21 protein-coding genes and 1 tRNA gene are annotated in these 26,643 nt (G+C 58.3%); 13 read left to right on the forward strand and 9 right to left on the reverse strand.

Going from position 1 to position 26,643, the window contains the following annotated elements; genetic code table 11:
• Nucleotides 1-197 (forward strand): hypothetical protein (locus tag QVG21_RS04525; protein ID WP_287922629.1); only part of this gene is annotated, 197 nt, incomplete at its 5' end.
• A 122-nt stretch (nt 198-319) separates the two neighbouring features.
• Here QVG21_RS04525 and QVG21_RS04530 read toward each other — a convergent pair.
• Together QVG21_RS04530 and QVG21_RS04535 are read right to left on the reverse strand one after the other, a co-directional pair.
• Nucleotides 320-1,075, reverse strand: coding sequence for a hypothetical protein (locus QVG21_RS04530; protein ID WP_287922631.1), 756 nt, complete (start codon nt 1,073-1,075; stop codon nt 320-322).
• A 288-nt stretch (nt 1,076-1,363) separates the two neighbouring features.
• Complete coding sequence (locus QVG21_RS04535) at nt 1,364-1,702, reverse strand: hypothetical protein (protein WP_287922633.1); 339 nt, start codon at nt 1,700-1,702, stop codon at nt 1,364-1,366.
• A 176-nt stretch (nt 1,703-1,878) separates the two neighbouring features.
• Between QVG21_RS04535 and QVG21_RS04540 the strand changes: the two genes are divergently transcribed.
• On the forward strand, nt 1,879-2,004 hold the full coding sequence (locus tag QVG21_RS04540) for a hypothetical protein (protein ID WP_275556999.1): 126 nt from the start codon (nt 1,879-1,881) through the stop codon (nt 2,002-2,004).
• A 216-nt stretch (nt 2,005-2,220) separates the two neighbouring features.
• Here QVG21_RS04540 and QVG21_RS04545 read toward each other — a convergent pair whose 3' ends face one another.
• Nucleotides 2,221-3,432 (reverse strand): site-specific integrase, encoded by a 1,212-nt coding sequence (locus QVG21_RS04545; RefSeq protein ID WP_287922635.1) that lies wholly within the window; start codon nt 3,430-3,432, stop codon nt 2,221-2,223.
• A gap of 167 nt (nt 3,433-3,599) precedes the next feature.
• Nucleotides 3,600-3,671, reverse strand: a tRNA-Thr gene (locus tag QVG21_RS04550).
• A gap of 178 nt (nt 3,672-3,849) precedes the next feature.
• Here QVG21_RS04550 and QVG21_RS04555 point away from each other — a divergent pair.
• Nucleotides 3,850-4,545: a tetratricopeptide repeat protein gene (locus QVG21_RS04555; RefSeq protein ID WP_287922637.1), complete on the forward strand. Its 696-nt coding sequence runs from the start codon at nt 3,850-3,852 to the stop codon at nt 4,543-4,545.
• Nucleotides 4,546-4,613: 68 nt separating this feature from the next.
• On the opposite strand, the gene QVG21_RS04560 is transcribed toward QVG21_RS04555, so the two are convergent.
• The 4 genes from QVG21_RS04560 to murA form a co-directional block, all read right to left on the reverse strand.
• Complete coding sequence (locus tag QVG21_RS04560) at nt 4,614-5,423, reverse strand: M48 family metallopeptidase (RefSeq protein ID WP_287922639.1); 810 nt, start codon at nt 5,421-5,423, stop codon at nt 4,614-4,616.
• A gap of 38 nt (nt 5,424-5,461) precedes the next feature.
• Complete coding sequence (locus QVG21_RS04565) at nt 5,462-7,768, reverse strand: DUF2339 domain-containing protein (RefSeq protein ID WP_287922641.1); 2,307 nt, start codon at nt 7,766-7,768, stop codon at nt 5,462-5,464.
• A 42-nt stretch (nt 7,769-7,810) separates the two neighbouring features.
• Complete coding sequence (locus QVG21_RS04570; RefSeq protein ID WP_251214440.1) at nt 7,811-8,386, reverse strand: thymidine kinase; 576 nt, start codon at nt 8,384-8,386, stop codon at nt 7,811-7,813.
• Between the two features lie 62 nt (nt 8,387-8,448).
• On the reverse strand, nt 8,449-9,759 hold the full coding sequence (gene murA / locus QVG21_RS04575; protein ID WP_251214441.1) for a UDP-N-acetylglucosamine 1-carboxyvinyltransferase: 1,311 nt from the start codon (nt 9,757-9,759) through the stop codon (nt 8,449-8,451).
• 377 nt (nt 9,760-10,136) lie between these two features.
• Here murA and QVG21_RS04580 point away from each other — a divergent pair, with 377 nt between their 5' ends.
• From QVG21_RS04580 to QVG21_RS04600, 5 genes are all read left to right on the forward strand, one after another.
• Entirely contained in the window at nt 10,137-11,003 is an 867-nt protein-coding gene (locus QVG21_RS04580) for an endonuclease/exonuclease/phosphatase family protein (protein WP_287922643.1), read from the forward strand.
• Nucleotides 11,004-11,082: 79 nt separating this feature from the next.
• Nucleotides 11,083-11,790 carry a UMP kinase gene (gene pyrH, locus QVG21_RS04585; protein WP_251214403.1) on the forward strand — a complete coding sequence of 236 codons (708 nt, stop codon included), beginning with the start codon at nt 11,083-11,085 and terminating at the stop codon, nt 11,788-11,790.
• Between the two features lie 94 nt (nt 11,791-11,884).
• Complete coding sequence (locus tag QVG21_RS04590) at nt 11,885-12,445, forward strand: TlpA family protein disulfide reductase (RefSeq protein WP_287922645.1); 561 nt, start codon at nt 11,885-11,887, stop codon at nt 12,443-12,445.
• A gap of 8 nt (nt 12,446-12,453) precedes the next feature.
• The gene (gene frr / locus QVG21_RS04595; protein WP_251214497.1) at nt 12,454-13,014 is read left to right on the forward strand and encodes a ribosome recycling factor; all 561 of its coding nucleotides are present in this window, start codon (nt 12,454-12,456) and stop codon (nt 13,012-13,014) included.
• Nucleotides 13,015-13,084: 70 nt separating this feature from the next.
• Nucleotides 13,085-13,702, forward strand: coding sequence for a DUF3575 domain-containing protein (locus QVG21_RS04600; protein ID WP_287922647.1), 618 nt, complete (start codon nt 13,085-13,087; stop codon nt 13,700-13,702).
• A 477-nt stretch (nt 13,703-14,179) separates the two neighbouring features.
• Here the strand turns inward: QVG21_RS04600 and pckA are convergent, their stop codons facing one another.
• Nucleotides 14,180-15,787, reverse strand: coding sequence for a phosphoenolpyruvate carboxykinase (ATP) (pckA, locus tag QVG21_RS04605; protein ID WP_287922648.1), 1,608 nt, complete (start codon nt 15,785-15,787; stop codon nt 14,180-14,182).
• A gap of 397 nt (nt 15,788-16,184) precedes the next feature.
• Here pckA and hemW point away from each other — a divergent pair, with 397 nt between their 5' ends.
• From hemW to QVG21_RS04630, 5 genes are all read left to right on the forward strand, one after another.
• Nucleotides 16,185-17,300: a radical SAM family heme chaperone HemW gene (hemW, locus tag QVG21_RS04610; protein ID WP_287922649.1), complete on the forward strand. Its 1,116-nt coding sequence runs from the start codon at nt 16,185-16,187 to the stop codon at nt 17,298-17,300.
• 245 nt (nt 17,301-17,545) lie between these two features.
• The gene (glgP, locus tag QVG21_RS04615) at nt 17,546-21,796 is read left to right on the forward strand and encodes an alpha-glucan family phosphorylase (RefSeq protein WP_287922650.1); all 4,251 of its coding nucleotides are present in this window, start codon (nt 17,546-17,548) and stop codon (nt 21,794-21,796) included.
• A gap of 161 nt (nt 21,797-21,957) precedes the next feature.
• Nucleotides 21,958-23,892: a glycogen debranching enzyme N-terminal domain-containing protein gene (locus QVG21_RS04620; protein WP_287922651.1), complete on the forward strand. Its 1,935-nt coding sequence runs from the start codon at nt 21,958-21,960 to the stop codon at nt 23,890-23,892.
• A 69-nt stretch (nt 23,893-23,961) separates the two neighbouring features.
• Nucleotides 23,962-25,275 carry a glycosyltransferase family 4 protein gene (locus QVG21_RS04625; protein WP_321571064.1) on the forward strand — a complete coding sequence of 438 codons (1,314 nt, stop codon included), beginning with the start codon at nt 23,962-23,964 and terminating at the stop codon, nt 25,273-25,275.
• A gap of 14 nt (nt 25,276-25,289) precedes the next feature.
• Nucleotides 25,290-26,492: a glycoside hydrolase family 57 protein gene (locus QVG21_RS04630; protein ID WP_251214396.1), complete on the forward strand. Its 1,203-nt coding sequence runs from the start codon at nt 25,290-25,292 to the stop codon at nt 26,490-26,492.
• The last annotated feature ends 151 nt before the right edge of the window (nt 26,493-26,643 follow it).

Raw genomic sequence — 26,643 nt, forward strand, 5'->3', positions numbered from 1 at the left:
ACGGAAAGAGTAAGGCTGGCGGAACTTATGTGTGGGTATGTGTAAACGAGGGATTGATTATCATTTCTTTTGATTGTATTTCGCAGTCGAATAATCGTGTTTTATACACAATGAAACAGGTGCTCGAAAATGGGCACCTGTTTCTGATTAACAAGTTGGAATACAATCAATTTATCAATCCAAAAACTAATCTTTGAAGAATCTTGATTTACCGAAAATACGATTGATACATACGAGGCGAATTTTCAAAACATTGTACTATGAAATCATTCGTTTCTCGGATAATCGGCAGATTATCAAAGTCAGTCCATTGGATTCGTCAATTTGTCAATGACAGACCAATGCTAAAATGGCTTCTCCAAGTTATTGTGCAGAAACTCATCGAACGTGCGATTGCCATTTTATTTTGAACAAATCGAATGTAGTCCGTAACCCTGCCTATTTGCCGATAGGCAGGGGGTACCTTGTTATATGAAATAATACTTAAGCCTGTTGGTACATCAAAGTATATAGATGGGTTGACTATATCCATGTTGGCGAGGTTCTTATCGACCACCAGCCGATTGTCTTCTACGCGGACATATTGTTCGTTGATGTATTTGATTTTCGATAAGGTCTTTCCCCGTGCCGTATCGCTCAATGAATTTATCTCGTCGGCATAGCTTGTCGCTTCTGCAAGCACTTTCTTTGTCGATGCCACAAATTCATCCAAGGTTACTTCTCGGCTGTACTTGGTTGTGGAGTAAACATGGATAATCTCGCCCTTGTATTTGGAATCCCTGAGCCGCCCGCAAATCTGTGTGAACAGGGTCGAAATATCCAACAGCGTGTGGGATTTGTTACCGTCGCTGACGATGAATGTAACGCCGTTCTCGTCGTAAATATCGCACCCCTCAAAGCAGGTCGAGGTGTAAAAGTTTATCTTCCTTGCGGGGGCTGACGGCTGGCCGATGGGATAATCCTTGCCTAATTTGCGTTGGTTGCTCTCGCCATTGTCCCCGCTGACCGAGCAAACGACTTTGACCTGCTCGGGAGTGAGTTTTGCAAGGTCGATTGCCTTTGCGATGAACTCCACGCTGTTTACGAAAATATGCAAGTTGTGGGGCATATCGTTATCCAATACCCTGCGGCACTCCTTAACGATATATTGGGCTGGTTTGGATGTCTGGCGGGAACGTATCTTGACCTCTTGCAAATGCGGTCAGTTGATTTCGCAAACAGGCAGGGGTTTTAGTTCCTCTAAAACATACTCCTGCTCTATCGGAGTAGCCGTCATATAAGTTGCCCTGTCGAATTTAGCGGCTTCTGCAAGTAAATTCTTAATAGCGGTATGGCGGAACGAATAGGAGTTGAACAATACGTGTCATTCGTCCACCAGCAGGAAAGTATCTTTATAAGGGTCTATGCCGATACTCTGCAATGCCTTAATGGTTCGTGGCAGGGAATCGTATGTAACAGCTATCTTTAATGGAGAATGGTTCTGTGCATAGTTGATGATGTCCTGCTCTTGGATGCCCTCGTAAACGCCCAGCACGGAAATATCATCCTTGCGGTAGATGGTCTTGTTCTTTACCAATGCCACGTAAGGCATAGCGATAATGGTTGGAATGGAGTTGCGGATGGCCAGCTCGGTAGCACCGCATCCTGTCTGCTTCTTGTTGAATAAACAATTAATGGGAATCTCGGTCAGAAAGTCTGACAAGTAAGTTGCTCCCTCGGGAGCGTTGATAGCTCAGTTGTTAATCATAACTGTAAGTATTGAATTATTAATAATATCTCTTGATTTGAAATCTTCTGTTTCTACTATCTTCCATAATTTTAGATTCTGAATCTATACTTATAAAGGAAATCTTCATTTCACACTCAAAAAATGTGGTAATGCAACGCAAAGAAAAGGCAGAGGAAATCTGCCTTGAAAGAATGAATACCATTTATAGTGGAGATGTCTTTGCTGAATTGCTTTGCAAAGATATAAAATATTCAACCGAAAGTCAAATTATTTAATGAATATTTTGAAATAATTTACTCGGCAGAATACCATTGAATCGACCGACAAGAACACATAGACAGCCCTCGTTCCAAGCCACATATAATTGGAGCGCACCTGCATTTTGTTCTGTTAGTCCGATAATATATATAAATCTTGATGAGAGTAAGGGGACAAACATTGACATAGGGGCTTAATCCATACCCCTTGTCGATGTCTGTCCTCTTTCCAGTCTATAACAAATGAGCCATCGCCGCGTCGATTTGGGAGTTCTCGAAACTATCCAAGTAAATTTGTGTCGTGGATAAATCGGAGTGTCCTAACGATTCGGATATGAGTGCCACGCTTACACCAGACCGCTTCAAGACTGTTGCATAGGTATGCCTTGCTACGTATGTTGTCAAGGGCATTTCCAGTCCAATCATTTCTCCCAACACTTTCAATTCCCGATTGATTTTCCGCAGCACCTTATGCAGCCGATTGAAAATCTGCTGCGGGGTGGTGTGTTCATGGCGATTGAGGATAGGGAAGATATAATCTTCTCCGTGTCCTACTGTACCGTACTTTTCGAGAATCTGCATGGCGTTCGGTACAAGTTGAAAGGACAATAGTTTCTGTGTCTTGTGGCGGGAGTAGTTCACACGGCCTTTCACGATGTCTTTATAACGCAACCGTGCAATATCGCCAAAGTTCATGCCTGCTGTGAAATAAGAGAACAAGAATAAATTCCTTGCAAGGCGTCGATATTCTGTCTTATGACCCTCTGTAATTTCGAGGTCGATTAGCCGTTGGATGTCGTCCTTGTCGATTGCTCGCTTGCGTGTTTTGGCCCACAAACTGCCTACTTGGAATAACGTGAACGGATTCTGTTTTACAGCGACCTTACCCTCTTTAACCGCCTTGTTGTAGATGGCCTTGAAGATGGCGAACCGTGTAGCGATGCTGTTGTCCTTGTTTCCTCGCTGACGCAGGTACAATTCCAACCCTTTCAGATAGTCGAGGTCGATAGCCTCTAATGCAGTTTTGACCGATTTGTAGCCATCCAACACTTGTAGGGCATATTTGTGTTTGGTGGCCGAGTTGATTTTGCCGAGCGATTCCAAACGCTCAATTTCTGCTTTGAAACCGTCCTCTATGGTAATCCCTGCATGGCGGCTCTTGTTGGTCTCGAAAAGCGTGTCGAATGTTATGGGAATATCCAACGCTTCCAACCGCTGGATTTTCTTGTTGTATTCCTTGATTTTGGCTGTTATCTGAAACTGAATATTGTCCCTGTCGGGGCAGTCATCCGTTACTTTTTGAGCCTCTGCATTCCAATATTCATGGGCTATGGAGATGCCTAAACCAATGGTTTTCTTACGTCCGTCATGAAGAAATTGAATGCATAGGGGAGAATTGTTGTTTTTATAGATTACGTCTTTGCGTATTATTGCTTTGAATGTCATCGTGTTGCATCGATTTGATGCAGGGGGTTGGCAGACTTTCCTATGGGAAGTTCAATGGGAAGTTTATGGGAAGTCAGGGCTGCGAAAAGCCCGTTTCAACCCCTTTTTCCACCGTACAGAAACGAAAAAAGCCAGCAGTTACATTTCTGTAAATTGCTGACTTTCAGAGCCGAAACCGAGATTTGAACTCGGGACCCCTTCATTACGAGTGAAGTGCTCTACCGCTGAGCTATTTCGGCCTTGGAAGACACGAGGTCTTCGGTTGGGATTGCAAATATCCGAAAAAAAAATATTTCTCGCAACAATTTGACCGAAAATATCGCTTTTGTTGCTATATTCGCGCTGAAACGGCCGGGCGTCCACCTGGCGAGTATAGCCGCAGACCGTTGCGCAACATGATTTTCAATATTCGCTACGATGCAGAAAGCATATCTCAATCCCACTCCCGACCAGACGTTCGAGGTCGTCGGCGAGGGGGCATATAATTTCGTCAAAGTCTTGGCGCACAGCCGCGAATTGCAGGCTTCGGGCGCTGTGGAGCAGGCTTGCGACGAGCGGTTCCAGGCGTTCCAGCGGCTGGCCGGGCTGATTCCCGACGACGAGGAGGTGATTCTGGAGTGGAACCACCGCAATTCGCGGGCGGCGCTCGAACTGGTCCACGCTTCGGCGGTCGATCATTTCCTTATCAACGATTTCGAGCTGTCGGCGGCGCTGCTCGAAATGTTGCTCGACCTCGACCCCGAGGACCATCTGGAGGGGAGCGAGCTGCTCGCGTTCGATTATCTGGCGATGGACGAAACCGAATTGTTCGACGAGGTCATCAACGACCTTTCGGACAAGAGCGCCAGCCGGGAGCTGCTGTTGCTGTGGGCGGCGTTCCGGCGCGACGGGCGGCTTCCGGAGGGTGAGCTGAAACGTTTCAAGACCCGTTTCGCTCCCTTTTTCGCCGAGTTCACGGCGGCGGAGCATCCGGCCGATGCCGCCTACCTGCGCGACATCGAGAGCGAGCGCCCCTCGTTGCAGGCGCAGGCCCGCGAGCTTTGGCTTCGGACCGAAAATTTGTGGGTGCTGTGGCCGCGGTTTATCGAAGCGTTGCAGTCGGCCGCGAAATAAGGACCTGCCAACCATAAAAAAGCACCCTGCTGTCAGGGTGCTTTTTTGTTTGGGAGCCGGCCGCGTTTCTATTCTGCGCAGGTCGTGGTCGGTTCTGCGATTCCCTCTGCCGTGGCGCGTTCTTCCATGCGTTTGATGCGAACATCCAGGTCGGGGTGGGTCGAGAACAGCTGGTTGATTTTGCTGTTTTTCTGTGCGCCGGCTTCTTCCTGCATCGCTTTCAGACGCCGGAACGAGTAGGCCATGGCCCACGGGTTTTTGCCGCCTTTCTGAAGGAATTCATAGCCGTAGTCGTCGGCGTCGCGTTCCTGCTTCTGCGAGTAGGTCGCATTGGCAAGCGCTTCGCCTAAGTCGCCCAGCTGCGATTCGGAGAGCTGCGCCGCCTTGCCGCCGTTGGACGAAATGCCGTCGCGCAGGGCCGAAGCCAGCAGCGCCGTACGGAATCCTTTCTTGGAATCGCGGTGGGCGATGTGGCCCACTTCATGGCCGATGACGCCCAGGAGTTCTTCGTCGGTCATGATGTCCATCAGCGACGAGAAGACGCGGATACTGCCGTCGGCGCAGGCGAACGCGTTGACGTCGATGACATAGTAGACCTTGAAGTTCAGCGCGATGCCGTCGGCGTCGGTCAGTCCTTCGGTCAGCCGGTTGAGCCGGAGCGTGTAGGGGTCGTCATCGGCGCAGACCGGGTTGTGTTCGTCCATCCAGTCGATATACTCCTTGACGTAGGCGGCCATCTGTTCGTCGGTCAGCGTGGCGGCCTGCGTTACCTTGGCGGCGCCGCTGATTGCTTTTTTCAGATTGAACTGCGCCTGTGCAGGCATCGCGGCGGCCAGGCACAGAAGTGCGGCCGCCCATTTTGCAAACGAATTTTTCATAACGTGTTTCTTGTGTTGAAATCGGAGTACAAAAGTAGTTATTTCCCGGGGATATGCAATTCGTCGTCGTCCTTGAAAAGGGTCGTTTTGAGCCTTTGATAGAGGAACGACAGCAGCAGGAGCGTGACGCCCAGCAGGATAAAAACAACAATCCGGCCGAGCGTGGGCCATTGCCACAGGTCGTGCAGCACCAGTTTGAGCAGCACCAGTCCGAAGACGAATAGCGAAAAGATGCGCAGGATTTTCTGGCGGCGGAGCATGCCCAGCCCCATCTGTACGCTTCCCGCCGTTATCAGTCCCAGCGAGAGTCCCGTACTGAAATTGCGGTCGATGCCCAGCAGCGTCAGCAGGCGGCAGAAGACGCTAATCCAGACCAGCGTGGCCATGATGTTGAGCACGATGGTGAAAGTTCTGCGCTGCGCCTCTTCCGTTGCGCCGCGGTAGAATCGGCATGCCATGTTCGTCAGCGAATAGATGACTGTTGCTACTGAGAGCCACGAGAATACGGCGCATGCTGCGCTGCTTTGGCCGGGCGTAGAGAACATAATCAACAGCAGTACGGCAATCCCGTTGGCTGTCAGATGAAGCCGGGTGTTTTTCGCGGCCGGGAAATGTTCGCCCAGCAGCCGCAGAAGCCCGGAAATCGTCGCTACGCTCGTGAACAGCCATGCTTGCAGCCGTATGCCGCCCGAAAGATGGCGGAAGAATTCGACGTTCAGCATGAAATACAGCAGCCCTGCCGTGAGGACGACCCATACAATGTAGACGGCCGGATAGACCAGGAGCTTTGCCTGCCCGAATACCTCCCGTTTGCAGCGCATGACCCCGGCTCCGCAGGCGAACATCGCCACAGCGGACAGGGCGGTCAGAAATTCGCTGCTGCGGAAAATTCCGGCGTCGCTGTCGCCTGTGAGAAGTTGCGCCATAACATTCAGCGCTGTAGCTAAGTAGAGTGCGACGGCGCTTGCTTCGTAAATGCGGCGGCGCGTATGGACGTAAAGCCCGAGCGCCACGACCGTTTCGGCGGCCCAGCATAAGGTTGTGGTCTCGGCCCGGAACTGAATTGGGGCGGCCAGCGTAAGGAACAGGGCGGTCAGTCCCAGCAGCAGGTTTTGCAGATGCGGGAGTTGCCCGGAGTGCCGGCGGGTCAGCCGCAGGATGGCGACGTTCGCAGCCGCGATGGCCAGCGGTATGATGCCTGCGTAGCTTGCAGCGGATTTCATGTGGCCCAGGAACAGCAGTCCGAAGTGCAGGAACAGAAAATTGTTGAGGCTCACCAGCCCCGCCAATATCCAATAGAAGCGGCGGTTGTCGCGGGCTTGAATGACCGAGAGTATGGCCGCGGCAAAAAGTAGATAGAAAAGCGCCGCGAATCCCAGCATGTTGCGGGCGAAAGCCGGTTCGTCGAACGAATGGGCGGTGTATGCTACGAAGACGGCCAGAATCGCATAGGTCGCTGCGAACGAGATGACGGGCAGTTCCCACCACTTTTTGCGTAGCGAGAGCACGAACATGCCGCTGTGCAGAATCGTCAGATAGCCGAACAGCATCAGGTGGTTGCCGTTGCTGCTCGCCGTGATGAACGGCGCCACCAACCCGCCGGCCAAGGCGACTACGGCCAATTCGCGACGGTCGTAGCCCAGGGCGATGGCCGTCATCAGCAGGGTGGTGATTGTCAGCAGCCCGAATGCCCAGCCCTGCGAAAAGAGTTCATAATAGTGGTAGGCTACGGCGACCGTCACATAGTACACCGCAAATGCTCCGCCCGCCAGCAGCGAGCCGAACCAGCGGTAGCGCTTTTGCAGCAGGGCGGCCAGAGCCAGCAGGGCGGAGCCGCTGGCGAAGCCCAGCCCGGTGCGCATCCTCTCGTCGAGCCAGTCGTTGTTGATGGCGTATTTGATGAAGAAGCCGATGCCGACAATCAGCACGAAGATGCCGATGGCGGCGAAAAGTTGGGTGCCGATGAACTTTTCGTAGTTTTTCCGGCGGCGGGACGGGGTCTGTGCGCCCTTCCGCTCCGGAGCGTGCGAAAATTCCGGGCCGGGCGAAGATTCCGGGGCAGGCAGCAGCTCGGGCGACGGCTGCGGGGATTCCGCCAAGGCGGCGGTCTTTTCGGCTTCCCGATTGAGGGCCGGGTTCTCCGCCGTGCAGGCTTCGGCACTTGCGGTCGGGGACTGCGGTTCTTCCGGACAGGGGTCTTCGGTCGGCTGCGGAGACGCCTGCCTGTCGCGTTCGAGAAGTTGGTGCAGTCGGGATACTCTGGTTTCCAGGGAGCCCAGTTTGTTGAGGATAAGGATGCACAGCCCAGCAACAACGTAAAGCAGTATGTAGTCGAAAGTGTCCATAGGCAGACGGATTTGGTCGCCGGAAGTCTCTCCCCGGCGGGGTTATTCTCTCTTTTCGCGCACCAGTTCCTTGAAGCAGTGGCGGCAGATGGGTTCGTAGGTGTCCTGCGCACCCAGCATCACCTGCTTGTCGTCGCTCGTCAGACGGTGGGAGTGGTGGGCCAGGTTGCCGCAGCGGACACAAATGGCGTGCACCTTGGTGACATATTCGGCCGTAGCCATGAGCGCGGGCATCGGGCCGAACGGCTTGCCCGTGTAGTCCATGTCGAGCCCCGCGACGATGACCCGCACGCCGTTGTCGGCCAGCCGGCGGCATACTTCGACGATGCTTTCGTCGAAGAACTGCGCTTCGTCGATGCCCACCACGTCGACGCCCGCCGACATGAGCAGGATGTTCTGCGGCGAATCGACCGGGGTCGAGCGGATGGCGTTGGCGTCGTGCGAAACGACCTCTTCCTCCGAGTAGCGCACGTCGACGCGCGGTTTGAATATCTCGACCCGCTGGTGGGCGAACTGGGCCCGTTTCAGACGGCGGATCAGTTCTTCGGTCTTGCCCGAAAACATCGAGCCGCAGACCACTTCGATCCAGCCCTTGCGGCTGGCGTTTTCCAAAAACATTTCGGTAAGGTGAAGGGTGAAAAGTTACAGGTGCAAGGCGGTGTCGCGCGGGCCTCGGCCCGTTATTCTTCGATTCGTGTAATCTTGGCGCCCAAGGCGTTGAGCCGCGTGTCGATTTCCTTGTAGCCACGGTCTATCTGGTCGATGTTCTGAATCGTTGACGTCCCTTCGGCCGACATGGCAGCGATGAGCAGCGCCACGCCCGCGCGTATGTCGGGCGAGGTCATGCGCGTGGCCCGCAGGCGGATGCGGTGGTCGTGGCCGATGACCGTCGCACGGTGCGGGTCGCAGAGGATGATTTGCGCACCCATGTCTATCAGTTTGTCGACGAAGAACAGGCGGCTCTCGAACATCTTCTGGTGGATCAGCACCGAGCCTTTGGCCTGCGTCGCAACCACCAGGAATATCGACAGCAGGTCGGGTGTCAGTCCCGGCCACGGCGCATCGGCGATGTTCATAATCGAGCCATCCAGAAAACTCTCGATGCTGTAATGGTCTTGCTGGGGTATGTAGATGTCGTCGTCGCGTTGTTCGAGCTGGATGCCCAGGCGTTTGAACTGCGCCGGGATGATGCCCAAGTTGTCGTACGATACGTTCTTGATGGTCAGTTCCGAACGGTTCATGGCCGCCATGCCGATGAAGCTGCCCACTTCGATCATGTCGGGCAGCAGCGTGTGCTTCGTGCCGCCCAGCAGGTCGACGCCTTCGATGGTCAGCAGGTTCGAGGCGATGCCCGAAATGCGGGCTCCCATGCGGTTGAGCATCCGGCAGAGCTGTTGGATATAGGGTTCGCACGCGGCGTTGTAGATCGTCGTCGTGCCCCGTGCCATGACAGCCGCCATGATGATGTTGGCCGTTCCCGTCACCGACGCCTCGTCCAGCAGCATGTAGGTGCCTTTCAGATGGCGTCCTTCGACCGTGAAGAATTCTTCCGACGCATCGAAATCGAACTTGGCGCCCAGTTTCTGAAACCCGAGGAAGTGGGTGTCGAGCCTGCGGCGGCCGATTTTGTCGCCGCCGGGTTTGGGTATGTAGCCCACACCGAAGCGCGCCAGCATCGGGCCTATCAGCATCACCGAGCCGCGCAGACGCGCACAGCGCTGGCGGTAGTCGTCGCTGCGGAGGTAGTCGAAGTCGATTTCCCGCGCCCGGAACGCATAGGTGTCGTCGGCAAGCCGGTCGACTTCCACGCCCATGTGCCGCAGCAGTTCGATCAGCTGCATGACGTCGAGAATCTGGGGTACGTTGTAGACCGTCACCCGCTCGGCGGTGAGCAGCGTGGCGCAGATGATTTGCAGCGCCTCGTTCTTGGCGCCCTGGGGGGTGATGCTTCCGCTCAGGCGGTGTCCGCCTTCGACTTTGAATACTGCCATAGTGGTGTAGTTTGGGGCCCGGCCGCACCGGAGCTGTTGCAAAGATACGAATAAGCCGAATACAAAACCAAACTTGTTTGGATTTTGTTGAGGCGGAGTATCTTCGGCGCAGCCAAAGTACGCAAGTCGAGAGCAATGCCAAATTTATTTGGCCATTGCCGAGACGCAGCCTATCTTCTGTAAAGATACGAATAAGCCGAGCGGAATGCCAAATTTATTTGAGCATTTCCGAGACGAAGTATCTTCGGCGAAGCCAAAGTGCGCAAGTCGTTAGAATAAATATTCTCAGACGCCCGACTTCGGCAAAATCGGCCGCGGACCCTTTTCCGATAGCCGAAAAATCGCTATATTTGTACATCATTCAAAACCTTGTACCCATGAAACAGGCTTTCCGGCTTCTTCTGCTCGGAGGAATCGCCCTTTTAGGTTCGTGCGCGCCCCGGCCCCGCACAATCGCCTACACGCTCCCGGCCGGCGAAATCAAACTTATCAGTTTCAACATCCGCCAGGGCAGCGCCGCCGAACAGGACGGGCCCTGCCGCTGGACCAAGCGCCGCGAAGCCGTGCTCGACATGATCGAGCATCAAAGTCCCTCGGTCATCGGCATCCAGGAGGGCGAAATCGACCAGGTGCGCTACCTCGAACTCCACTGCCCGCAGTTCGCCCGCATCGGCGTCGGCCGCGACGACGGAGCCGAGGGCGGCGAAATCATGGCCATCTTCTACCGCAGCGACTGTTTCGACGTTCCGGCGTCGGGCACTTTCTGGCTGAGCGAGACCCCCGGGCAGGTATCGCGCGGGTGGGATGCGGCCTGCAACCGCACCGTGACATGGGCACAGCTGCGCGAAAAGGCCACAGGCAAGGAATTCTACTATCTGAACACCCATTTCGACCACATGGGCGAAACCGCCCGCCGCGAATCGGCACGGATGGTCGCCGACTTCGTCCGGGAGCGGATTCCGGACGGCGCGACGGTCATCGTCGGCGGCGACCTCAACACCGACGCCGCCCACCCCGACCTGGCGCCGCTGAAAGAACAGCTCCGAATCGCCCGCGACATCGCCGACCCGACCGACCGCCGGGGGACTTTCAACGGGTTCGGTTCGGCTCCGGGCAACATCGTCATCGACCACATCTTCTGCCGCAACGTCTCCGGCCCCGCCCTCGAAACGCTGCGCGACGGCTACGGTGCGGCCTATCTTTCGGACCATTATCCCGTAGTCTTCACGTTCCGGCTTCCCTGACCGCAGCCAACGAAAAACCGCGAACCCTGCAAAAATCGAATAAAAATTCGTATCTTCGTCCGACAAACGGCACAGAAAGATGAAATACAAGCGCATACTTCTGAAACTGAGCGGCGAATCGCTGCAAGGCCAGCAGAAATACGGGCTTTCGCCCGAGGTGCTGCAATCCTACGCGGAGCAAATCAAGGCAGCGGCCGCAAGCGGCGTGCAGATAGGCATCGTCATCGGCGGCGGCAACATCTTCCGCGGCATGACGGGGGCCAAGAAAGGCTTCGACCGTGTCAAGGGCGACCAGATGGGCATGCTGGCCACGGTCATCAATTCGCTGGCGCTCCAGTCGGCGCTGGAGGACAACGGCGTGCGCGCCAAGGTGCTGACCTCCATCCGCATGGAGCCCATCGGCGAATACTTCTCCAAGGCGCGGGCTATCGAGTACTTGGAAGCGGGCTGCGTGGTCATCATCGGGGGCGGCACCTCCAACCCCTATTTCACCACCGATTCGGCGTCGGCCTTGCGCGGCATCGAAATCGAAGCCGACGTTCTGCTGAAAGGCACGCGCGTCGACGGTGTCTACACGGCCGACCCGGAGAAGGACCCCGCCGCAACGAAGTTCGACGAAATCACGTTCGAGGAAGTGCTCGACCGACGGCTCAAGGTCATGGACCTCACGGCGTTCACCCTCTGCCGCGAGAACGGGCTGGAAATCGTGGTCTTCGACATGGACACTCCCGGCAACCTGGGCAGGGTCCTTGCCGGAGAAAAGGTCGGCACGCTCGTAAAACCATAGGGCCCGCCCGGGCGCGGCATAGCCCGGCTTGCCAAAGAACTCCGGTTCCCCGCCGCACCTTTCACTTTTCACTTTTCACTTTTCACCTAACGAAATGGCAACCAAAAAGAGCAACAAGCAACTCTGGATCATGCTGGCGCTGATAGCCGCCAGCGCCGCGGCCATCCTGCTGCTGCCCGACGGCAGCCGCCCCGACAGCGCCCCGACCGACCCCGCCGCATTGGTCAAGCCGGGCGACACGGCCCCCGACTTCACGGTCGAAATGTTCGACGGCTCCCATGTCACCCTCTCCGACCTGCGCGGCAAGGTGGTTCTGCTCAACTTCTGGGCAACGTGGTGCCCGCCCTGCCGGCAGGAGCTTGCACGCGTGCAAGCCGACGTCATCGACCGTTTCGTAGGCGAAGACTTCATCTTCCTGCCCATCGCCCGCGGCGAGGGCCGCGAAGCCGTGGCGGCTTTCCGTCAGCAGCAGGGCTACAACTTCCCCATGGGGCTCGACCCGCAGCGAAGCGTCTACGACCGCTACGCCTCGAACCACATCCCGCGCAACATCCTCATCGGCCGCGACGGCAGAATCGTGCTTTCGTCGGTGGGCTACGAAGCGGACGAATTCGGGCGGCTTGTCGAAGCCATCGAACAGACACTGAATCAATAACACACACAATCATGGATACCAAAACCATTCTCAACGACGCCTCCGTCCGGATGCAGAAAGCCCTCGACCACCTCGAAGAAGAACTGCTCAACGTGCGCGCAGGCAAAGCGTCGCCCAACGTGCTCAACGGCGTGATGGTCGATTACTTCGGTTCGCAGGTGCCTGTTTCGGGGGCGGCCAGCGTCACCGTGCCCGACGCCAAGACCATCCTGATTCAGCCGTGGGACAAGAACATGATCCGCACCATCGAGAAAGCCATCGTCGACTCGAACATCGGTCTGACCCCCTCGAACAACGGCGAGCAAATCCGGCTGTCGATTCCGCCGCTGACCGAAGACCGCCGCAAGGAGCTGGTCAAGCAGGTGCGCTCCGAAGCCGAAACGGCCCGCATCAGTTTCCGCAACGCCCGCCGCGACGCGGTAGAAGCGTTCAAGAAAGCGCAGAAGGAGGGCATGCCCGAGGACGAATCGAAAGACGGCGAAACCCAGACGCAGAAGCTGCTGGAAAAGTTCACCAAGCTGCTCGACGACACGCTCAACAAGAAAGAAAAGGAAATCATGACCGTATAGTCTCTCCGGTCACCAGTCTGCGGGCGGAATCTTCGCGTTCCGCCCGTTTTCACACCGATACGCCTGCCGCATGAAAAAATACGCCGCTCTGCTGCTCCTGCTTCTGCCCGCCCTGCTGGGCTCCGGGAGTGCCGCCGCACAAGGATACGTCAAACTCAACGGGCTCTATGCACTGGCTGGAGTCATCAACCCCGCCGTGGAGTTCGCCATCTCGCCCAAATCGACCCTGCAAACCGAAATCGTGGTCTCGCCGTGGAAATCCATCAACGGCAAGCACATGAAGTTCGGCATCCTCATGGGCGAATACCGCCGCTATTTCAAGGAACACAGCCGCGGCTGGTACTTGGGCGCCAACCTCGGCATGATGGCGTTCGACATGTCGAAACCCTACCTGGCACACGGAAGCATCAAGTTCGAGAACCGCTATTGCAAGGGCTACGGCATGATGATCGGTTTGTGCGTGGGCTACGAGTACCAATTCTGCGAGCGCTGGCTCGTCGACGCCTTTTTGGGCTGGGCATGGATGGACAGCCACTACAACGGATATAGTTTCGACGGCGAAATCGACATGTACCCCCACCGCCCCGTCCAGCCCAAGCACCCCGACCCGTTCAACGGTTCGTCCGAGTGGTACCCCAACAAAATCGGCGTCTCCATCGGCTGCCGGATTTTCAAGCCCAAAAAATAGCCGCAACCCGGAGTGGCGGAGGTCACGGCTTCCGCCAGCGCGGTTGTGCAGATTCAGCAATCCGCTGACGGCATACGGCCGAAGAGGCTAAAACGTTTTAACAAGCCGCTGAAACGATTCAGCACGCCGTTAGCTATACATCCCAGTCTGGCGGAAAACATTGAGCATTTTTCCGTCATTCATCCCAGCGATTGCTTAAGCCCTGCTACGGGCTACCGCCACAACTCGACGGGATCCTTGACGTACGTCGGCACGGAGGGCAATGTCTGGTGCTCGTCGTCCTACTACGCCGGCAACCACAATGCGGGCTACCTGTTCTTCCGCGCGGGCGACGTGCGGCCGCTGAACGGAACCAACCGGGCCTACGGCTTCGCCGTGCGCTGCGTCCAGCATCTGCAAGGCTATTTCCCAAAAAGCACTTCCGGCCGCCCGAAAGAGCGACCGGAAGCATCCAAAAATTATGTGTTACGAAAAGTCTTACTTCAGTTTCGGACCGGCGGCCACGAGGCTCTTGCCCTCGTCGTTGCCCGTGAACTTCACGAAGTTCTTCACGAAACGGTTGGCCAGGTCTTCGGCCTTGGTCTCCCACTCCGCGGGGTTCGCGTAGGTGTCGCGCGGGTCGAGAATCTTGGGGTCCACGCCCGGCAGCTCGGTCGGCACCTTGAAGTCGAAGGTCGGAATCATCTTGGTCGGAGCCTTGTCGATCGAACCGTCGAGAATGGCGTCGATGATGCCGCGCGTATCCTTGATGGAGATACGCTTGCCCGTACCGTTCCAGCCCGTGTTGACCAGGTAGGCCGTGGCGCCCGACTGCTGCATGCGCTTAACGAGTTCTTCGCCGTACTTGGTGGGGTGCAGCGAGAGGAAAGCGGCGCCGAAGCATGCCGAGAAAGTCGGCGTGGGCTCGGTGATGCCGCGCTCGGTACCTGCCAGCTTGGCGGTGAAGCCCGAGAGGAAGTAGTACTTCGTCTGCTCGGGGGTCAGAATCGACACCGGAGGCAGCACGCCGAAAGCGTCGGCCGAGAGGAAGATGACCTTCTTGGCGGCGGGAGCCTTCGATACGGGCTTCACGATGTTGTTGATGTGGAAAATCGGGTACGACACGCGCGTATTCTCCGTCACGGACTTGTCGGCGAAGTCGATAGCGCCCTTCTTGTCGACCGTGACGTTCTCCAGCAGCGCATTGCGGCGGATAGCGTTCCAGATGTCGGGCTCGTTCTCTTTCGAGAGGTTGATGACCTTGGCGTAGCAGCCGCCCTCGAAGTTGAAGACGCCGTCGTCGTCCCAGCCGTGCTCGTCGTCGCCGATGAGCTGGCGCTTGGGGTCGGTCGAAAGGGTGGTCTTGCCCGTGCCCGACAGACCGAAGAAGATGGCCGTCTCGCCCTTCTCGTTGGTGTTGGCCGAGCAGTGCATCGAAGCCATGCCCTTGAGCGGCAGCAGGTAGTTCATGTAGGAGAACATGCCCTTCTTCATCTCGCCGCCGTACCAGGTGTTGATGATGACCTGCATCTTCTCGGTGAGGTTGAAGACCACGGCCGTCTCCGAGTTGAGACCCAGCTTCTTGTAGTTCTTGACCTTGGCTTTCGAGGCGTTGAGCACCACGAAATCGGGCTCGCCGTACTCCTCCAGTTCGGCGTCGGTCGGACGGATGAACATGTTCTTCACGAAGTGAGCCTGCCATGCCACCTCCATGATGAAGCGGATTTTCAGACGCGTGTTCTTGTTGGCGCCGCAGAACGTGTCGACCACGTAGAGCTTCTTGCCCGACAGCTCCTTGGAAGCGATCTTCTTGAGCTCCTGCCAAGCCTCCTTGCTCACGGGCTTGTTGTCGTTCTTATACTCGTCGGAAGTCCACCAGATCGTGTCCTTGGTGGTCTCGTCCATGACGAAGAACTTGTCCTTGGGCGAACGGCCGGTGTAGACGCCTGTCATCACGTTGACGGCACCCATGTCGGTCAGCTGACCCTTCTCGAAACCTTTCAGGCCTTTCTTGGTCTCTTCGCGGAAGAGCTCGTCGTAGGAGGGATTGTACACGACTTCCTTGACGCCGGAAATCCCGTACTTTGTCAAATCCAGTTTGTCCATAACTAACTTATTTTTAGAATTAAACCTATTTCCTGCATGACGGCGCCCGGCAGGGGCGCCTGCGTTTTTCCGACGCAAAGGTAGAAAAACTTTCATACTTGTGAAAAAAATAACAATGAAAATTCCGAAAAATACCCATTATTTTTCCGGCACCGGTTATCCGGTTCATTCATAACGCATTCGGGGGCTTCTCCGGGCGGTCCGGCAATCGCACGGCTTTCCCGCTCCGGCCGCATTCGGCACAGCGCCGGGCCTGTCGAAAAGGTTCCCGGCATGGCCGCCCGCTTCCCGTACAGCAAATAATCCGCCGAAAACGGATGCGCTTTTTGCGGCCCGGCTCGCTTTTTCGGCCGAAGAGCGCACCAAGTACGGAATTTTTTCGTAAATTTGATAATCTATGGCAGGCCTCTATTTCCACATACCGTTCTGCAAACGCATCTGCGCCTACTGCGACTTCTACAAGAGCGCCGACCTGCGGCGCATGGACGACGTGCTGGCGGCGATGCACCGCGAGCTGGAAACGCGGCGCGGCTACCTGGGCGGCGAACCGGTCCGCACCCGCTATTTCGGCGGCGGCACCCCGTCGCTGCTCACGCCACAGCAAATCAGGGACTTGCTGGCCCGCGCGGCCGACCTTTACGACTGCACGGCTGTGGAGGAAACGACCCTCGAAGCCAATCCGGACGACCTCGACGGGCCCTATCTGGAAGCGCTGCGCCAGGCGGGCATCGACCGCCTTTCCATCGGCATCCAGTCGCTCGACGATGCCTGCCTGCGGCTGATGAACCGCCGCCACACCGCCGCCCAGGCACGCGAAGCGGTTGCGGCGGCCCGCCGGGCCGGATTCGGCAACCTGACCGTCGACCTGATTTTCGGCGTGCCGGGATTCGGCGGCGATTCGCTGCGCCGCTCGCTCGACGGCGTGCTGGCACTGGAACCCGAACATGTTTCGGCATACCATTTGACCGTCGAACCCGATACGGCGTTCGGCCGCCGGGCCGCACGGGGAGCATTCGCACCCGTCGGGGAACAGGTGAGCGAAACAGAATTCCGGCTCGTACACGAAACGCTGACCCGAGCCGGATACGAACACTACGAAGTCTCGAACTACGCCCTGCCGGGACGGCGGGCGCGCCACAATTCGGCTTACTGGCACGGCGAGAAATACTTGGGCATCGGCCCTGCGGCCCACTCCTACGACGGCTGCGAGCGCCATTGGAACGCCGCGTCGGTCGACCGCTACGCAGCCGGAGAAGCGGCCGGACGCGAGGTGCTGACCGACTGCGACCGCTTCAATGAATACCTGCTGACACGCCTGCGCACGGCCGAGGGAATCGAACTGGCCGAAGCCGGGCGTCTGTTCGGGACGCAGCGGCTTGCAAAGCTGGAACAGGAAGCCCGCCGGATGGCCCCCTCGGGCATGGTCCGGCTGACGGACGAACGGCTCAGCATTCCGCCCGAACGCTTCTTAGTGTCGGACGCGGTCATCGGCGCGCTGTTCGAGACCCGTTAGCAGCAGACGCCCATGGACACCCGGCACCCCTGCGAAACCCCGGCCGAGAAGCCCCGGCCCTGCAATGTTAAATTATTATTAAATATTTTTAAGAAATTGAGGTCCGAAGCGTCTGCAATGGCCCCGCAGCCCCGCCCGCAAGAGGACCCTGCGGCGGAAGCCTTTGCTTTATAATAATATATGTGTTACCTTTGCGCCCGACCTTATCCCTCAAACCGAGTAAATTACAAATCGAAAAATAGACTATGAGCAACGCGAAACTGACCCCGGACTATCTGTTTGAAGTGAGCTGGGAAGTATGCAACAAGGTGGGAGGCATCCACACCGTAGTCTCGACCAAGGCGCAGACCGCCGTCCGCAAATTCGGCGACCGCTACCTGCTCCTCGGTCCCGACCTCTCGCACGAGGGGGTCAACCCCGAATTCGAGGAAGACCTCAGCCTGCTGAAGAACTGGCGCCAGAGCGTCTACAACGACGGCATCCGCATCCGCATAGGGCGCTGGAAAATCAAGGGCGAGCCGACGGCCGTTCTGATCGACTTCACGTCGCTTTTTCCGCGCAAGGACGAGATACTCAAAAAACTGTGGGAGGACTACCACGTCGATTCGATTTCGGGCCAGTGGGACTACATCGAACCCGTGCTGTTCGGCTACGCCGCAGGCCGTGTAATCGCCTCCTACGTCGACACGTTCTGCACCGCCACGGAGAAAGTGGCCGCCCATTTCCACGAATGGATGACCGCCGCCGGAGGCCTCTACCTGCGCCGCCATGCCCCCTATGTGGCCACGCTCTTCACCACCCACGCCACGGTCATGGGACGCTGCATCGCCGGCAACGGACTGCCGCTCTACAACGACCTGACGAAATTCAACGCCGACGAACTGGCCCGCCAGTTCAACGTGACGGCCAAGCACTCCATCGAGAAGATGGCCGCCACCTACCACGATGCGTTCCTCACCGTCAGCGACATCACGGCCAACGAATGCAAATACCTGCTCAGCCGCGAGCCCGACTGCGTGACCCCCAACGGTTTCGAGAACGATTTCGTGTGGACGGGCGCCGAATACGACGCCAAGCGCGCCGAAGCCCGCAAGACGATGATCGAAGTGGCCGAAGCCTGCTTAGGCACGAAGTTCTCGACCGACCCGCTGATCGTGGGAACCAGCGGCCGCTACGAATTCCGCAACAAGGGGCTCGATGTCTTCCTCGATTCGCTCAAGACGCTGGCCGAATCCGGGAACCTCGACCGCGAAATACTGGTCTACATCACGGTGCCGGCAGCCAACCGCGGCCCGCGGCCCGACCTCCAGGCCCATCTGGCCGACGCATCGCAGCCCATCGACGGCAGCCGCTACAAATATTCGACCCATGTGCTCGAATACCCCGACAGCGACCCCATCGTCCACGCGCTCAACGGCTCGGTGCTGACGACCGACAACTCGAAGGTCAAGGTGCTCTTCGTGCCGACCTACTTGAACCGCAACGACGGCATCTTCGGCAAGGACTACTACGAACTGCTCGTAGGCATGGACATGACGGTGTTCCCGTCGTACTACGAACCGTGGGGCTATACGCCGCTCGAATCGGTGGCCTTCTCGGTGCCGACCGTCACCACCACGCTGGCGGGCTTCGGTCTGTGGGTCAACAAACAGCCCGAACACGACGGTGTCGTAGTCGTTCGCCGCGACGACTACAACGACCGCGACGTGGTGGGCGCCATTGCCGACGCGCTGCTGCGTTTCAGCAAACTCGACGAAACGCAGGTCGCGAAAATCCGCCGCTCGGCCTATGAAACCTCGAAGTCGGCCCTGTGGGAACACCTCTACACGGCCTACGAAAAAGCCTATTCCGAAGCCATCGAGGCCTCGGTGGTCCGCACCAACCGGGCCGTACTCGACGACGGCGGCTCGAAGACCGAGCAAATCAACTTCGTACGCCAGCAGCTTTTCGCCGAAAAGCCCAACTGGAACCGCATGATGGTCGACAAGACCCTGCCGGCCCGCCTGCACGCGTTGGAAGAACTCTCGCGCAACCTTTGGTGGTGCTGGAACCCCGGCGCCCGCGACCTGTTCGAGAACATCGACCCGGCGCTGTGGACCGAATGCGAGCGCAACCCCATCGCGTTCCTCGACAAACTGAGCATCGAACGGCTCAAGGAGCTGGAGAAGGACCCCGAGTTCCTCGCCCGGCTCGACGCCGTATATGCCCAGTTCACCAACTACATGAACGAGAAGCCCGACCCCTCGACGACGACCGTTTCCTACTTCTCGATGGAGTACGGCCTGCACTCGTCGCTCAAAATCTACTCGGGCGGCCTGGGCATCCTAGCGGGCGACTACCTCAAGGAGGCTTCGGACAAGAACGTGCCGATGGCCGCCGTGGGTCTGCTGTACCGCTACGGCTACTTCACCCAGCGTCTCTCGGCGCAGGGCGCACAGGAAGCGACCTACGAAGCGCAGAACTTCTACAAGCTGCCCATTTCGCCCGTGCGCGACGAGGAGGGCAACTGGCTCACCATCACCATCGCGTTCCCGGGCCGCACGCTCTCGGCGCGCGTCTGGAAATGCCAGGTAGGACGCACCGACCTGTTCCTGCTGGACACCGATTTCGAGGACAACCTCGAAGAAGACCGTCAGATCACCCACTACCTCTACGGCGGCGACTGGGAGAACCGCCTCAAGCAGGAGATTCTGCTGGGCATCGGCGGCATCCGGGCCCTGCGCAAGCTGGGCGTCAAGCACCAGGTGTTCCACTGCAACGAGGGTCACGCCGCGTTCATCGGCATCGAACGCATCCGCGAGATGGTGAACCACAAGAAGCTGTCGTTCTCCGAAGCGCTCGAAGTCGTCCGCTCGTCGTCGCTCTTCACGACGCACACCCCCGTGCCCGCAGGTCACGACGCATTCCCCGAGCAGATGATCCGCCAGTACATGTCGCACTACCCCGATGTGCTGGGCATCACGTGGGAGCAGTACATCAACCTCGGCAAGACCAATCCCAACGACCCCAACGAGAAGTTCTCGATGTCCGTTCTGGCCTGCAACCTTTCGCAGGAAGTCAACGGCGTGTCGTGGCTCCACGGCGAGGTGTCGAAAGACATTCTGGGCAACATGTGGCCGGGCTACTTCAAGAACGAACTCCACATCGGCTACGTGACCAACGGCGTGCACTTCCCGACGTGGATCGCCACCTCGCTGCGCCGTCTCTATGCCCGTTACTTCGGCGACGGCTTCGAGGGCCACACCTATAATATACCGGCCTGGCAGAAAGTCCACAACATCCCCGACGAGGAGCTGTGGAACGAGCGCATGTATCTGAAAAACCGTCTTATCAAGCATATCCGCCGCCGCTTCAGCGACCCGGCGCAGGTGCGTCTCGATTCGCCGCGCCAGATGATTCAGATCATCGAGGGCATCAAGCCCGACGTGCTGACCATCGGGTTCGCGCGCCGCTTCGCCACCTACAAGCGTGCCTACCTGCTCTTTACGAACCTCGACCGCCTGTCGGCCATCGTCAACAACAAGGAGCGTCCCGTGCAGTTCATCTTCGCGGGCAAGGCCCACCCCAACGACAAGCCGGGGCAGGACCTCATCAAGCGCATCGTCGAGGTGGCGGCCATGCCGCAGTTCGTGGGCAAGATTCTGTTCCTGCAAAACTACGACATGGAGCTGGCACGCCGCATGGTGCAGGGCGTCGACGTATGGCTCAACACCCCGACCCGTCCGCTGGAGGCTTCGGGTACGTCGGGCGAGAAATGCGTCATGAACGGCGTCATGCAGTTCTCGGTGCTCGACGGCTGGTGGGTCGAGGGCTACAAGGAGGGCGCCGGCTGGATGCTTCCCATGGAACGCACCTTCGCCGACCAGCACTACCAGGACGAGCTCGACGCCGAGATGATCTACAACACCATCGAGGAGCATATAGCCCCGCTCTACTACCAGCGCGAGCAGGACGGCATTCCCCACGCTTGGGTTTCGTCCGTCAAGCGCTGTGTGGCCGACATCGCGTCGAACTTCACCACCAACCGCATGCTCATCGACTACGAAGACCGCTTCTACAACAAGCTCGCAGCCCGCAAGCAGGCCATCACCGAGGGCGGGTACAAGCTGGCCCGCGAAATCGCCGCGTGGAAGCGCAAGGTTTCGGCCGCATGGGACCAGGTGCGCGTGGTCGACGTGCAGCGCGTGAAAATCGACAAGGAGGCTGTCTTCGTGGGCGAGACCTACCGCTTCGAGGTGAAGCTCGACATCGCCAACCTGCGGCCCGAAGACATCGGCGTGGAGATGGTCATCGCCAAGCAGATCGTCGGCGGCCAGAGCGTCAACGTCACCCGCACCGTGGGGCTCGAACGCTCCAAGGCCGAGGGCAGCCTGGTAACCTACACGCTCGACTACACCCCCTCCGAGACCGGCACCTACGACGTGGCGCTGCGTGTCTTCCCGCAGAACGAACATCTGCCCCACCGCATGGACTTCGCGCTGGTGAAGTGGGCGTAGCTGCGCAGCAGTGCATACCGACGGCCGGGCGAAACCTGTCGTTCCGGCCGTCGGTATTTATATAAAGTAGCGTGAAAAAGCGATTTTTTTCGCTCCGGGCGAACAACTTGGCGAAAAAATCCGTATCTTCATACACACGAAACAAAGTCATTCACAGCGATATGTCAGCACTAACCTTCGACAAGAGCGAACTGGGCAATCTGGAGTACTCGCTCCAGCGGGAAATGCTCGCCACCGACCGCCGCGGCGGTTACATGAGCACGACCATCGTCTGCTGCAACACCCGGCGCTACCACGGGCTTATCGTGGCGCCCATCGACCAGAGCGAGCGCACCTACCTGCTGCTCTCGTCGCTCGACGAGACGATCGTGCAGCACGACCAGAGCTTCAACCTGGCGCTGCACCGTTTCAAGGGCGTCTACGAGCCGCGCGGCCACAAGTACATCACCGACTTCCAGTACACGCCCACCCCCACGATCACTTACCGCGTCGGAGGGGTCATCCTCAAAAAGGAGATGCTGTGGATCCACAAGCGCACCCAGCTGATGATTCGCTACACGCTCGTCGACGCCCATTCGGAAACCAGGCTGCGGCTGCGCCCGTTCCTCGCTTTCCGCGACAAGCACGCGCTGACCAAGGCCAACATGGCGGCCAACGGCCACTCTTACCCGGCTGTCAACGGCGTCAGATGCCGTTTGTACGAGAGTTTCCCGTGGCTCTACCTCCAGACCAGCAAGCCCGGCACGGAATTCGTGCCCGCTCCCGACTGGTACTACAATTTCGAGTACCTCCAGGACATCGCCCGCGGTTACGAGGGACACGAGGACTTGATGACCACAGGTTATTTCGAGACCGAGCTCAAGAAGGGCGAAAGCATCATCTTCTCGGCGTCGCTCGACGAGATGGGTTCGACCCGCACCATCGAGGAGGTCTTCGAGGCTTCCATCGCCCGGCGCACCCACAAAATCGACTTCATCAGCTGCATGGAGCACTCGGCCCGGCAGTTCGTCGTCCGCCGTCCGGGCGACCGCACCGAGGTCGTGGCCGGGTACCCGTGGCACGGTTTTTCGGCCCGGCAGATGTTCATCGCACTGCCCGGACTGACGCTGGCGCAGGACCACAAGGAAGATTGCATCGACGCTCTCGACACACAGGTCCGCGACATGCACGACGGCATGTTCACCGGAACCGCATCGGCAGCCGTGGCGGCCGACGCCCCGCTTTGGTTCTTCTGGACCCTTCAGCAGCTGGAAAAGGCGCTCGACAGCCGGCAGATATGGGACCGCTACGGCAGTGCCATGAAGCAGTTGCTCGAAAGCTACCGCCGCGGCATCGCCGGGCGCGTCATCCTCAACGACAACGGACTGGTGTGGGCTTCGTCCGACGCACACCCGATTACCTGGATGGATTCGGTGGTGACCGGGCAAGCCGTCACCCCGCGCAACGGCTATCAGGTCGAAACCAACGCATTGTGGTACAATGCCGTATGCTATACGCTCAAATTGGCGTCGGAGAACGGCGACACGGAGTTCGTCCGGGCATGGGAGGAGCTTCCGGCCCGCACCGCGGCTTCGTTCAACAAGCTGTTCCGACTGCCGCAGGGCTATCTGGCCGACGTCGTGGGCGACGGAGGAGCCGACGACACCATCCGTCCCAACATGATTATCGCGTGCGGACTTCCCTACAAGATGCCCGACATCGAGACGCAAATCGACGTCATCCGCACCGTGCGCCAGCACCTGCTGACCCCCAAGGGCCTGCGCTCGCTGACGCCCCGCAACCCGCTCTACAAGGGCACATGCGACGGCTCGCTTGCCGAACGCGACTTCGCGGCGAAAAACGGCTCGGTGTGGCCGTGGCTGCTGCCGTTCTATGCGCAGGCGTCGTTCGACATCGACGGCGACGCTTTTCTGCCGCAGGCCGAGGAAATGCTGGCTTCGTTCGAGGAAGAAATCCAGGTTTACGGCATCGGGTCGATCAACGACCTCTACGATGCCGACCCGCCCTACGCCCCCCGCGGAGCCATTTCGCAGGCATGGAGCGTCGGGGCCGTGCTCGCACTCTACCGCATGATACGCGACCGCAAAGGAGCATGAACCCGGTGCGGCCGGCCGCGGCAATCGGGTAAACAGAGGCAATAAAAGTTACAAAGAAAGGATACAGTTATGAGAGTTTTGATGTTCGGCTGGGAGTTTCCGCCCCATATCGCGGGCGGCCTGGGTACGGCCTGCTACGGCATGACCCGCGGTCTGGCGCGCAACGGCGTCGATGTGACGTTCGTGGTGCCCCACGCCTACGGCGACGAGGACCAGCGTTTCACCCACGTGCTGAACGCCAGCGAGGTGGAGGCGCTCTACGGCCCGACCGGTAGCGGGGCCGACGACATCCTCGGCAGCATGTCGTTCATCCGCATCGACTCGAACATGGTGCCCTACATTTCGCCCGAAGAGTATGCCGACTACTACGAGCAGTTCGTCAAGACGGGGCAGAAAACGTGGTCGACGACCGACGCGTGGAAACAGCGCTACACCTTCTCCGGCAAGTACGGCGCCAACCTCATGGAGGAGGTGGCCCGCTATGCCATCGTCGCCGCGCAGGTGGCCCGCGACCTCGAAGGGCAGTTCGACATCATCCACGCCCACGACTGGCTCACCTACTACGCCGGAATCGCGGCCAAGCGCGTTTCGGGCAAGCCGCTGGTCGTCCACATGCACGCCACGGAGTTCGACCGCAGCGGCGAGAACATCAACACGCAGGTCTACGCCATCGAGCGCGCCGGCATGCAGGCCGCCGACCGGGTCATGGCCGTGTCGAACCTCACGCGCAACATCGTCATCAACCGCTACGGCATCCCGGCCGAACGCGTCGTGACGATGCACAACGCTGTGCGCTTCGCCGAGAATTCGGGCGAGGCTCCCGAACGCGGCGTCGACGACAAAATCATCACGTTCCTCGGCCGCATCACCTACCAGAAAGGCCCCGACTACTTCGTGGAAGCCGCCGCCAAAGTGCTCAAGCGCATGCCCAACGTGCGCTTCGTGATGGCCGGCTCGGGCGACATGATGAACCACGTCATCCGCCGTGTGGCCCGTCTCGGCATCGCTGACCGTTTCCACTTCACGGGATTCCTCCGCGGCGAAGACGTGCACAAGATGTTCCAGCTCTCGGACGTCTACGTCATGCCCTCGGTCTCGGAACCGTTCGGCATCTCGCCGCTCGAAGCCATGCGCTCGAACGTGCCGGTCATCATCTCCAAGCAGAGCGGCGTGGCCGAAGTGCTCGACTATGCCGTCAAGGTCGACTACTGGGACGTCGACGCCATGGCCGACGCCATGTACGGACTGGTCAAGTACCCCGCGCTGGCAGGCATGTTCGCTGCCAAAGGACTGGAGGAGGTGACGAACCTCAAGTGGAACAACGTGGCCGCCAAAATCAGGACCGTCTACGAAGAGGTCATCGAAGAAACTAAGAATCAATAAAATAACAGCCCCGCATGAAAACCGTCTGTCTGTATTTTCAGGTCCACCAGCCCTGGCGACTGAAGAAATACCGTTTCTTCAACATGGGCAAGGACCACAACTACCTGGACGATCTGCTGAACCGTTCGATCATGCAGAAAGTCGCCCGGCAGTGCTACCTGCCGATGAATGCCCTGCTGCTCAAACTTATCCGCGAAAACGGGGGGAAATTCCGCTGTTCGTTCTCGGTCACGGGCAGCGCCATCGAGCAGTTCCGCAAGTTCGCGCCCGAGGTGCTGGCCTCGTTCAAGGAGCTGGCCGACACGGGCTGCGTGGAGTTCCTGGCCGAAACCTACTCCCATTCGCTGGCGGCGCTGGCATCGAAGGAGGATTTCGCCCGGCAGGTGCAGCTCCATGTCGAAACCGTCCAAAAGGAGTTCGGCAAAACACCCACGGCGTTCCGCAACACCGAGCTGATCTACTCGGACGACATCGGCGCCGCCGTGGCCGAAATGGGCTTCCACACGATGCTGGCCGAAGGCGCCAAGCACGTGCTGGGCTGGAAGTCGCCCAACTTCGTCTATGCCAACGCCATCGACCAGCGGATGCGTCTGCTGCTGCGCAACTACAAGCTCTCGGACGACATCGCGTTCCGTTTCTCCAACCAGGGTTGGGACCAGTGGCCGCTGACGGCCGCCAAGTTCGCCGGGTGGCTCGCCTCGGAAGACACGCCGGGCGAAGTGATCAACCTGTTCATGGACTACGAAACGTTCGGCGAACACCAGACCGCCGACACGGGGATCTTCGAGTTCATGCGGTCGCTGCCCGCAGCCCTGCTGGCTACCAACGAACTGGAATTCGCCACGGTGAGCGAAGCCGCCGCGAAGTACCAGCCCGTATCGGTGCTCCACTGCCCGCACACCATGTCGTGGGCCGACGAAGAGCGCGACGTAACGGCCTGGCTGGGCAACGAACTGCAAAACGAAGCGTTCTCCAAGCTCTACGCCCTCAAGGATAAAATCGCACGGCTCGGCAACCCCGACTTCGACTACGTGTGGAACTTCCTCCAGACCTCGGACCACTTCTACTACATGGCCACCAAATGGCTCTCGGACGGCGACGTACACTCCTATTTCAACCCCTACGATTCGGCCTACGACGCGTTCATCAACTACATGAACGTGCTCTCGGACTTCATCATCGAGGTCGACAAGGCGCTTGCCGCCAAGGAAGCGTAAGTCTTCCCGGCATCGTTCGCCAGGACAACGCACCCCGCCGTTCGGGGTGCGTTTCTTTTTTTAGGGGGGGGGAGCAAGGCAGCCCGGCAGATGCTGGACGCAGCGCACGGAGTCGCCGAATGCTCGATCTGTGACTGCAAGCGGCGACACA

The organism is Alistipes sp. UBA6068 (assembly GCF_949428155.1).
GTDB lineage: Bacteria > Bacteroidota > Bacteroidia > Bacteroidales > Rikenellaceae > Alistipes > Alistipes muris.

Excerpts from the sequence above, each read along its gene's own strand:
- QVG21_RS04540 (WP_275556999.1), top strand. The coding sequence starts at position 1,879 with ATGCAACGCAAAGAAAAGGCAGAGGAAATCTGCCTTGAAAGAATGAAT.
- QVG21_RS04545 (WP_287922635.1), bottom strand. The coding sequence starts at position 3,432 with ATGACATTCAAAGCAATAATACGCAAAGACGTAATCTATAAAAACAAC.
- QVG21_RS04555 (WP_287922637.1), top strand. The coding sequence starts at position 3,850 with ATGCAGAAAGCATATCTCAATCCCACTCCCGACCAGACGTTCGAGGTC.
- QVG21_RS04560 (WP_287922639.1), bottom strand. The coding sequence starts at position 5,423 with ATGAAAAATTCGTTTGCAAAATGGGCGGCCGCACTTCTGTGCCTGGCC.
- QVG21_RS04565 (WP_287922641.1), bottom strand. The coding sequence starts at position 7,768 with ATGGACACTTTCGACTACATACTGCTTTACGTTGTTGCTGGGCTGTGC.
- QVG21_RS04570 (WP_251214440.1), bottom strand. The coding sequence starts at position 8,386 with ATGTTTTTGGAAAACGCCAGCCGCAAGGGCTGGATCGAAGTGGTCTGC.
- murA (WP_251214441.1), bottom strand. The coding sequence starts at position 9,759 with ATGGCAGTATTCAAAGTCGAAGGCGGACACCGCCTGAGCGGAAGCATC.
- QVG21_RS04580 (WP_287922643.1), top strand. The coding sequence starts at position 10,137 with ATGAAACAGGCTTTCCGGCTTCTTCTGCTCGGAGGAATCGCCCTTTTA.
- pyrH (WP_251214403.1), top strand. The coding sequence starts at position 11,083 with ATGAAATACAAGCGCATACTTCTGAAACTGAGCGGCGAATCGCTGCAA.
- QVG21_RS04590 (WP_287922645.1), top strand. The coding sequence starts at position 11,885 with ATGGCAACCAAAAAGAGCAACAAGCAACTCTGGATCATGCTGGCGCTG.
- QVG21_RS04600 (WP_287922647.1), top strand. The coding sequence starts at position 13,085 with ATGAAAAAATACGCCGCTCTGCTGCTCCTGCTTCTGCCCGCCCTGCTG.
- pckA (WP_287922648.1), bottom strand. The coding sequence starts at position 15,787 with ATGGACAAACTGGATTTGACAAAGTACGGGATTTCCGGCGTCAAGGAA.
- hemW (WP_287922649.1), top strand. The coding sequence starts at position 16,185 with ATGGCAGGCCTCTATTTCCACATACCGTTCTGCAAACGCATCTGCGCC.
- glgP (WP_287922650.1), top strand. The coding sequence starts at position 17,546 with ATGAGCAACGCGAAACTGACCCCGGACTATCTGTTTGAAGTGAGCTGG.
- QVG21_RS04620 (WP_287922651.1), top strand. The coding sequence starts at position 21,958 with ATGTCAGCACTAACCTTCGACAAGAGCGAACTGGGCAATCTGGAGTAC.
- QVG21_RS04625 (WP_321571064.1), top strand. The coding sequence starts at position 23,962 with ATGAGAGTTTTGATGTTCGGCTGGGAGTTTCCGCCCCATATCGCGGGC.
- QVG21_RS04630 (WP_251214396.1), top strand. The coding sequence starts at position 25,290 with ATGAAAACCGTCTGTCTGTATTTTCAGGTCCACCAGCCCTGGCGACTG.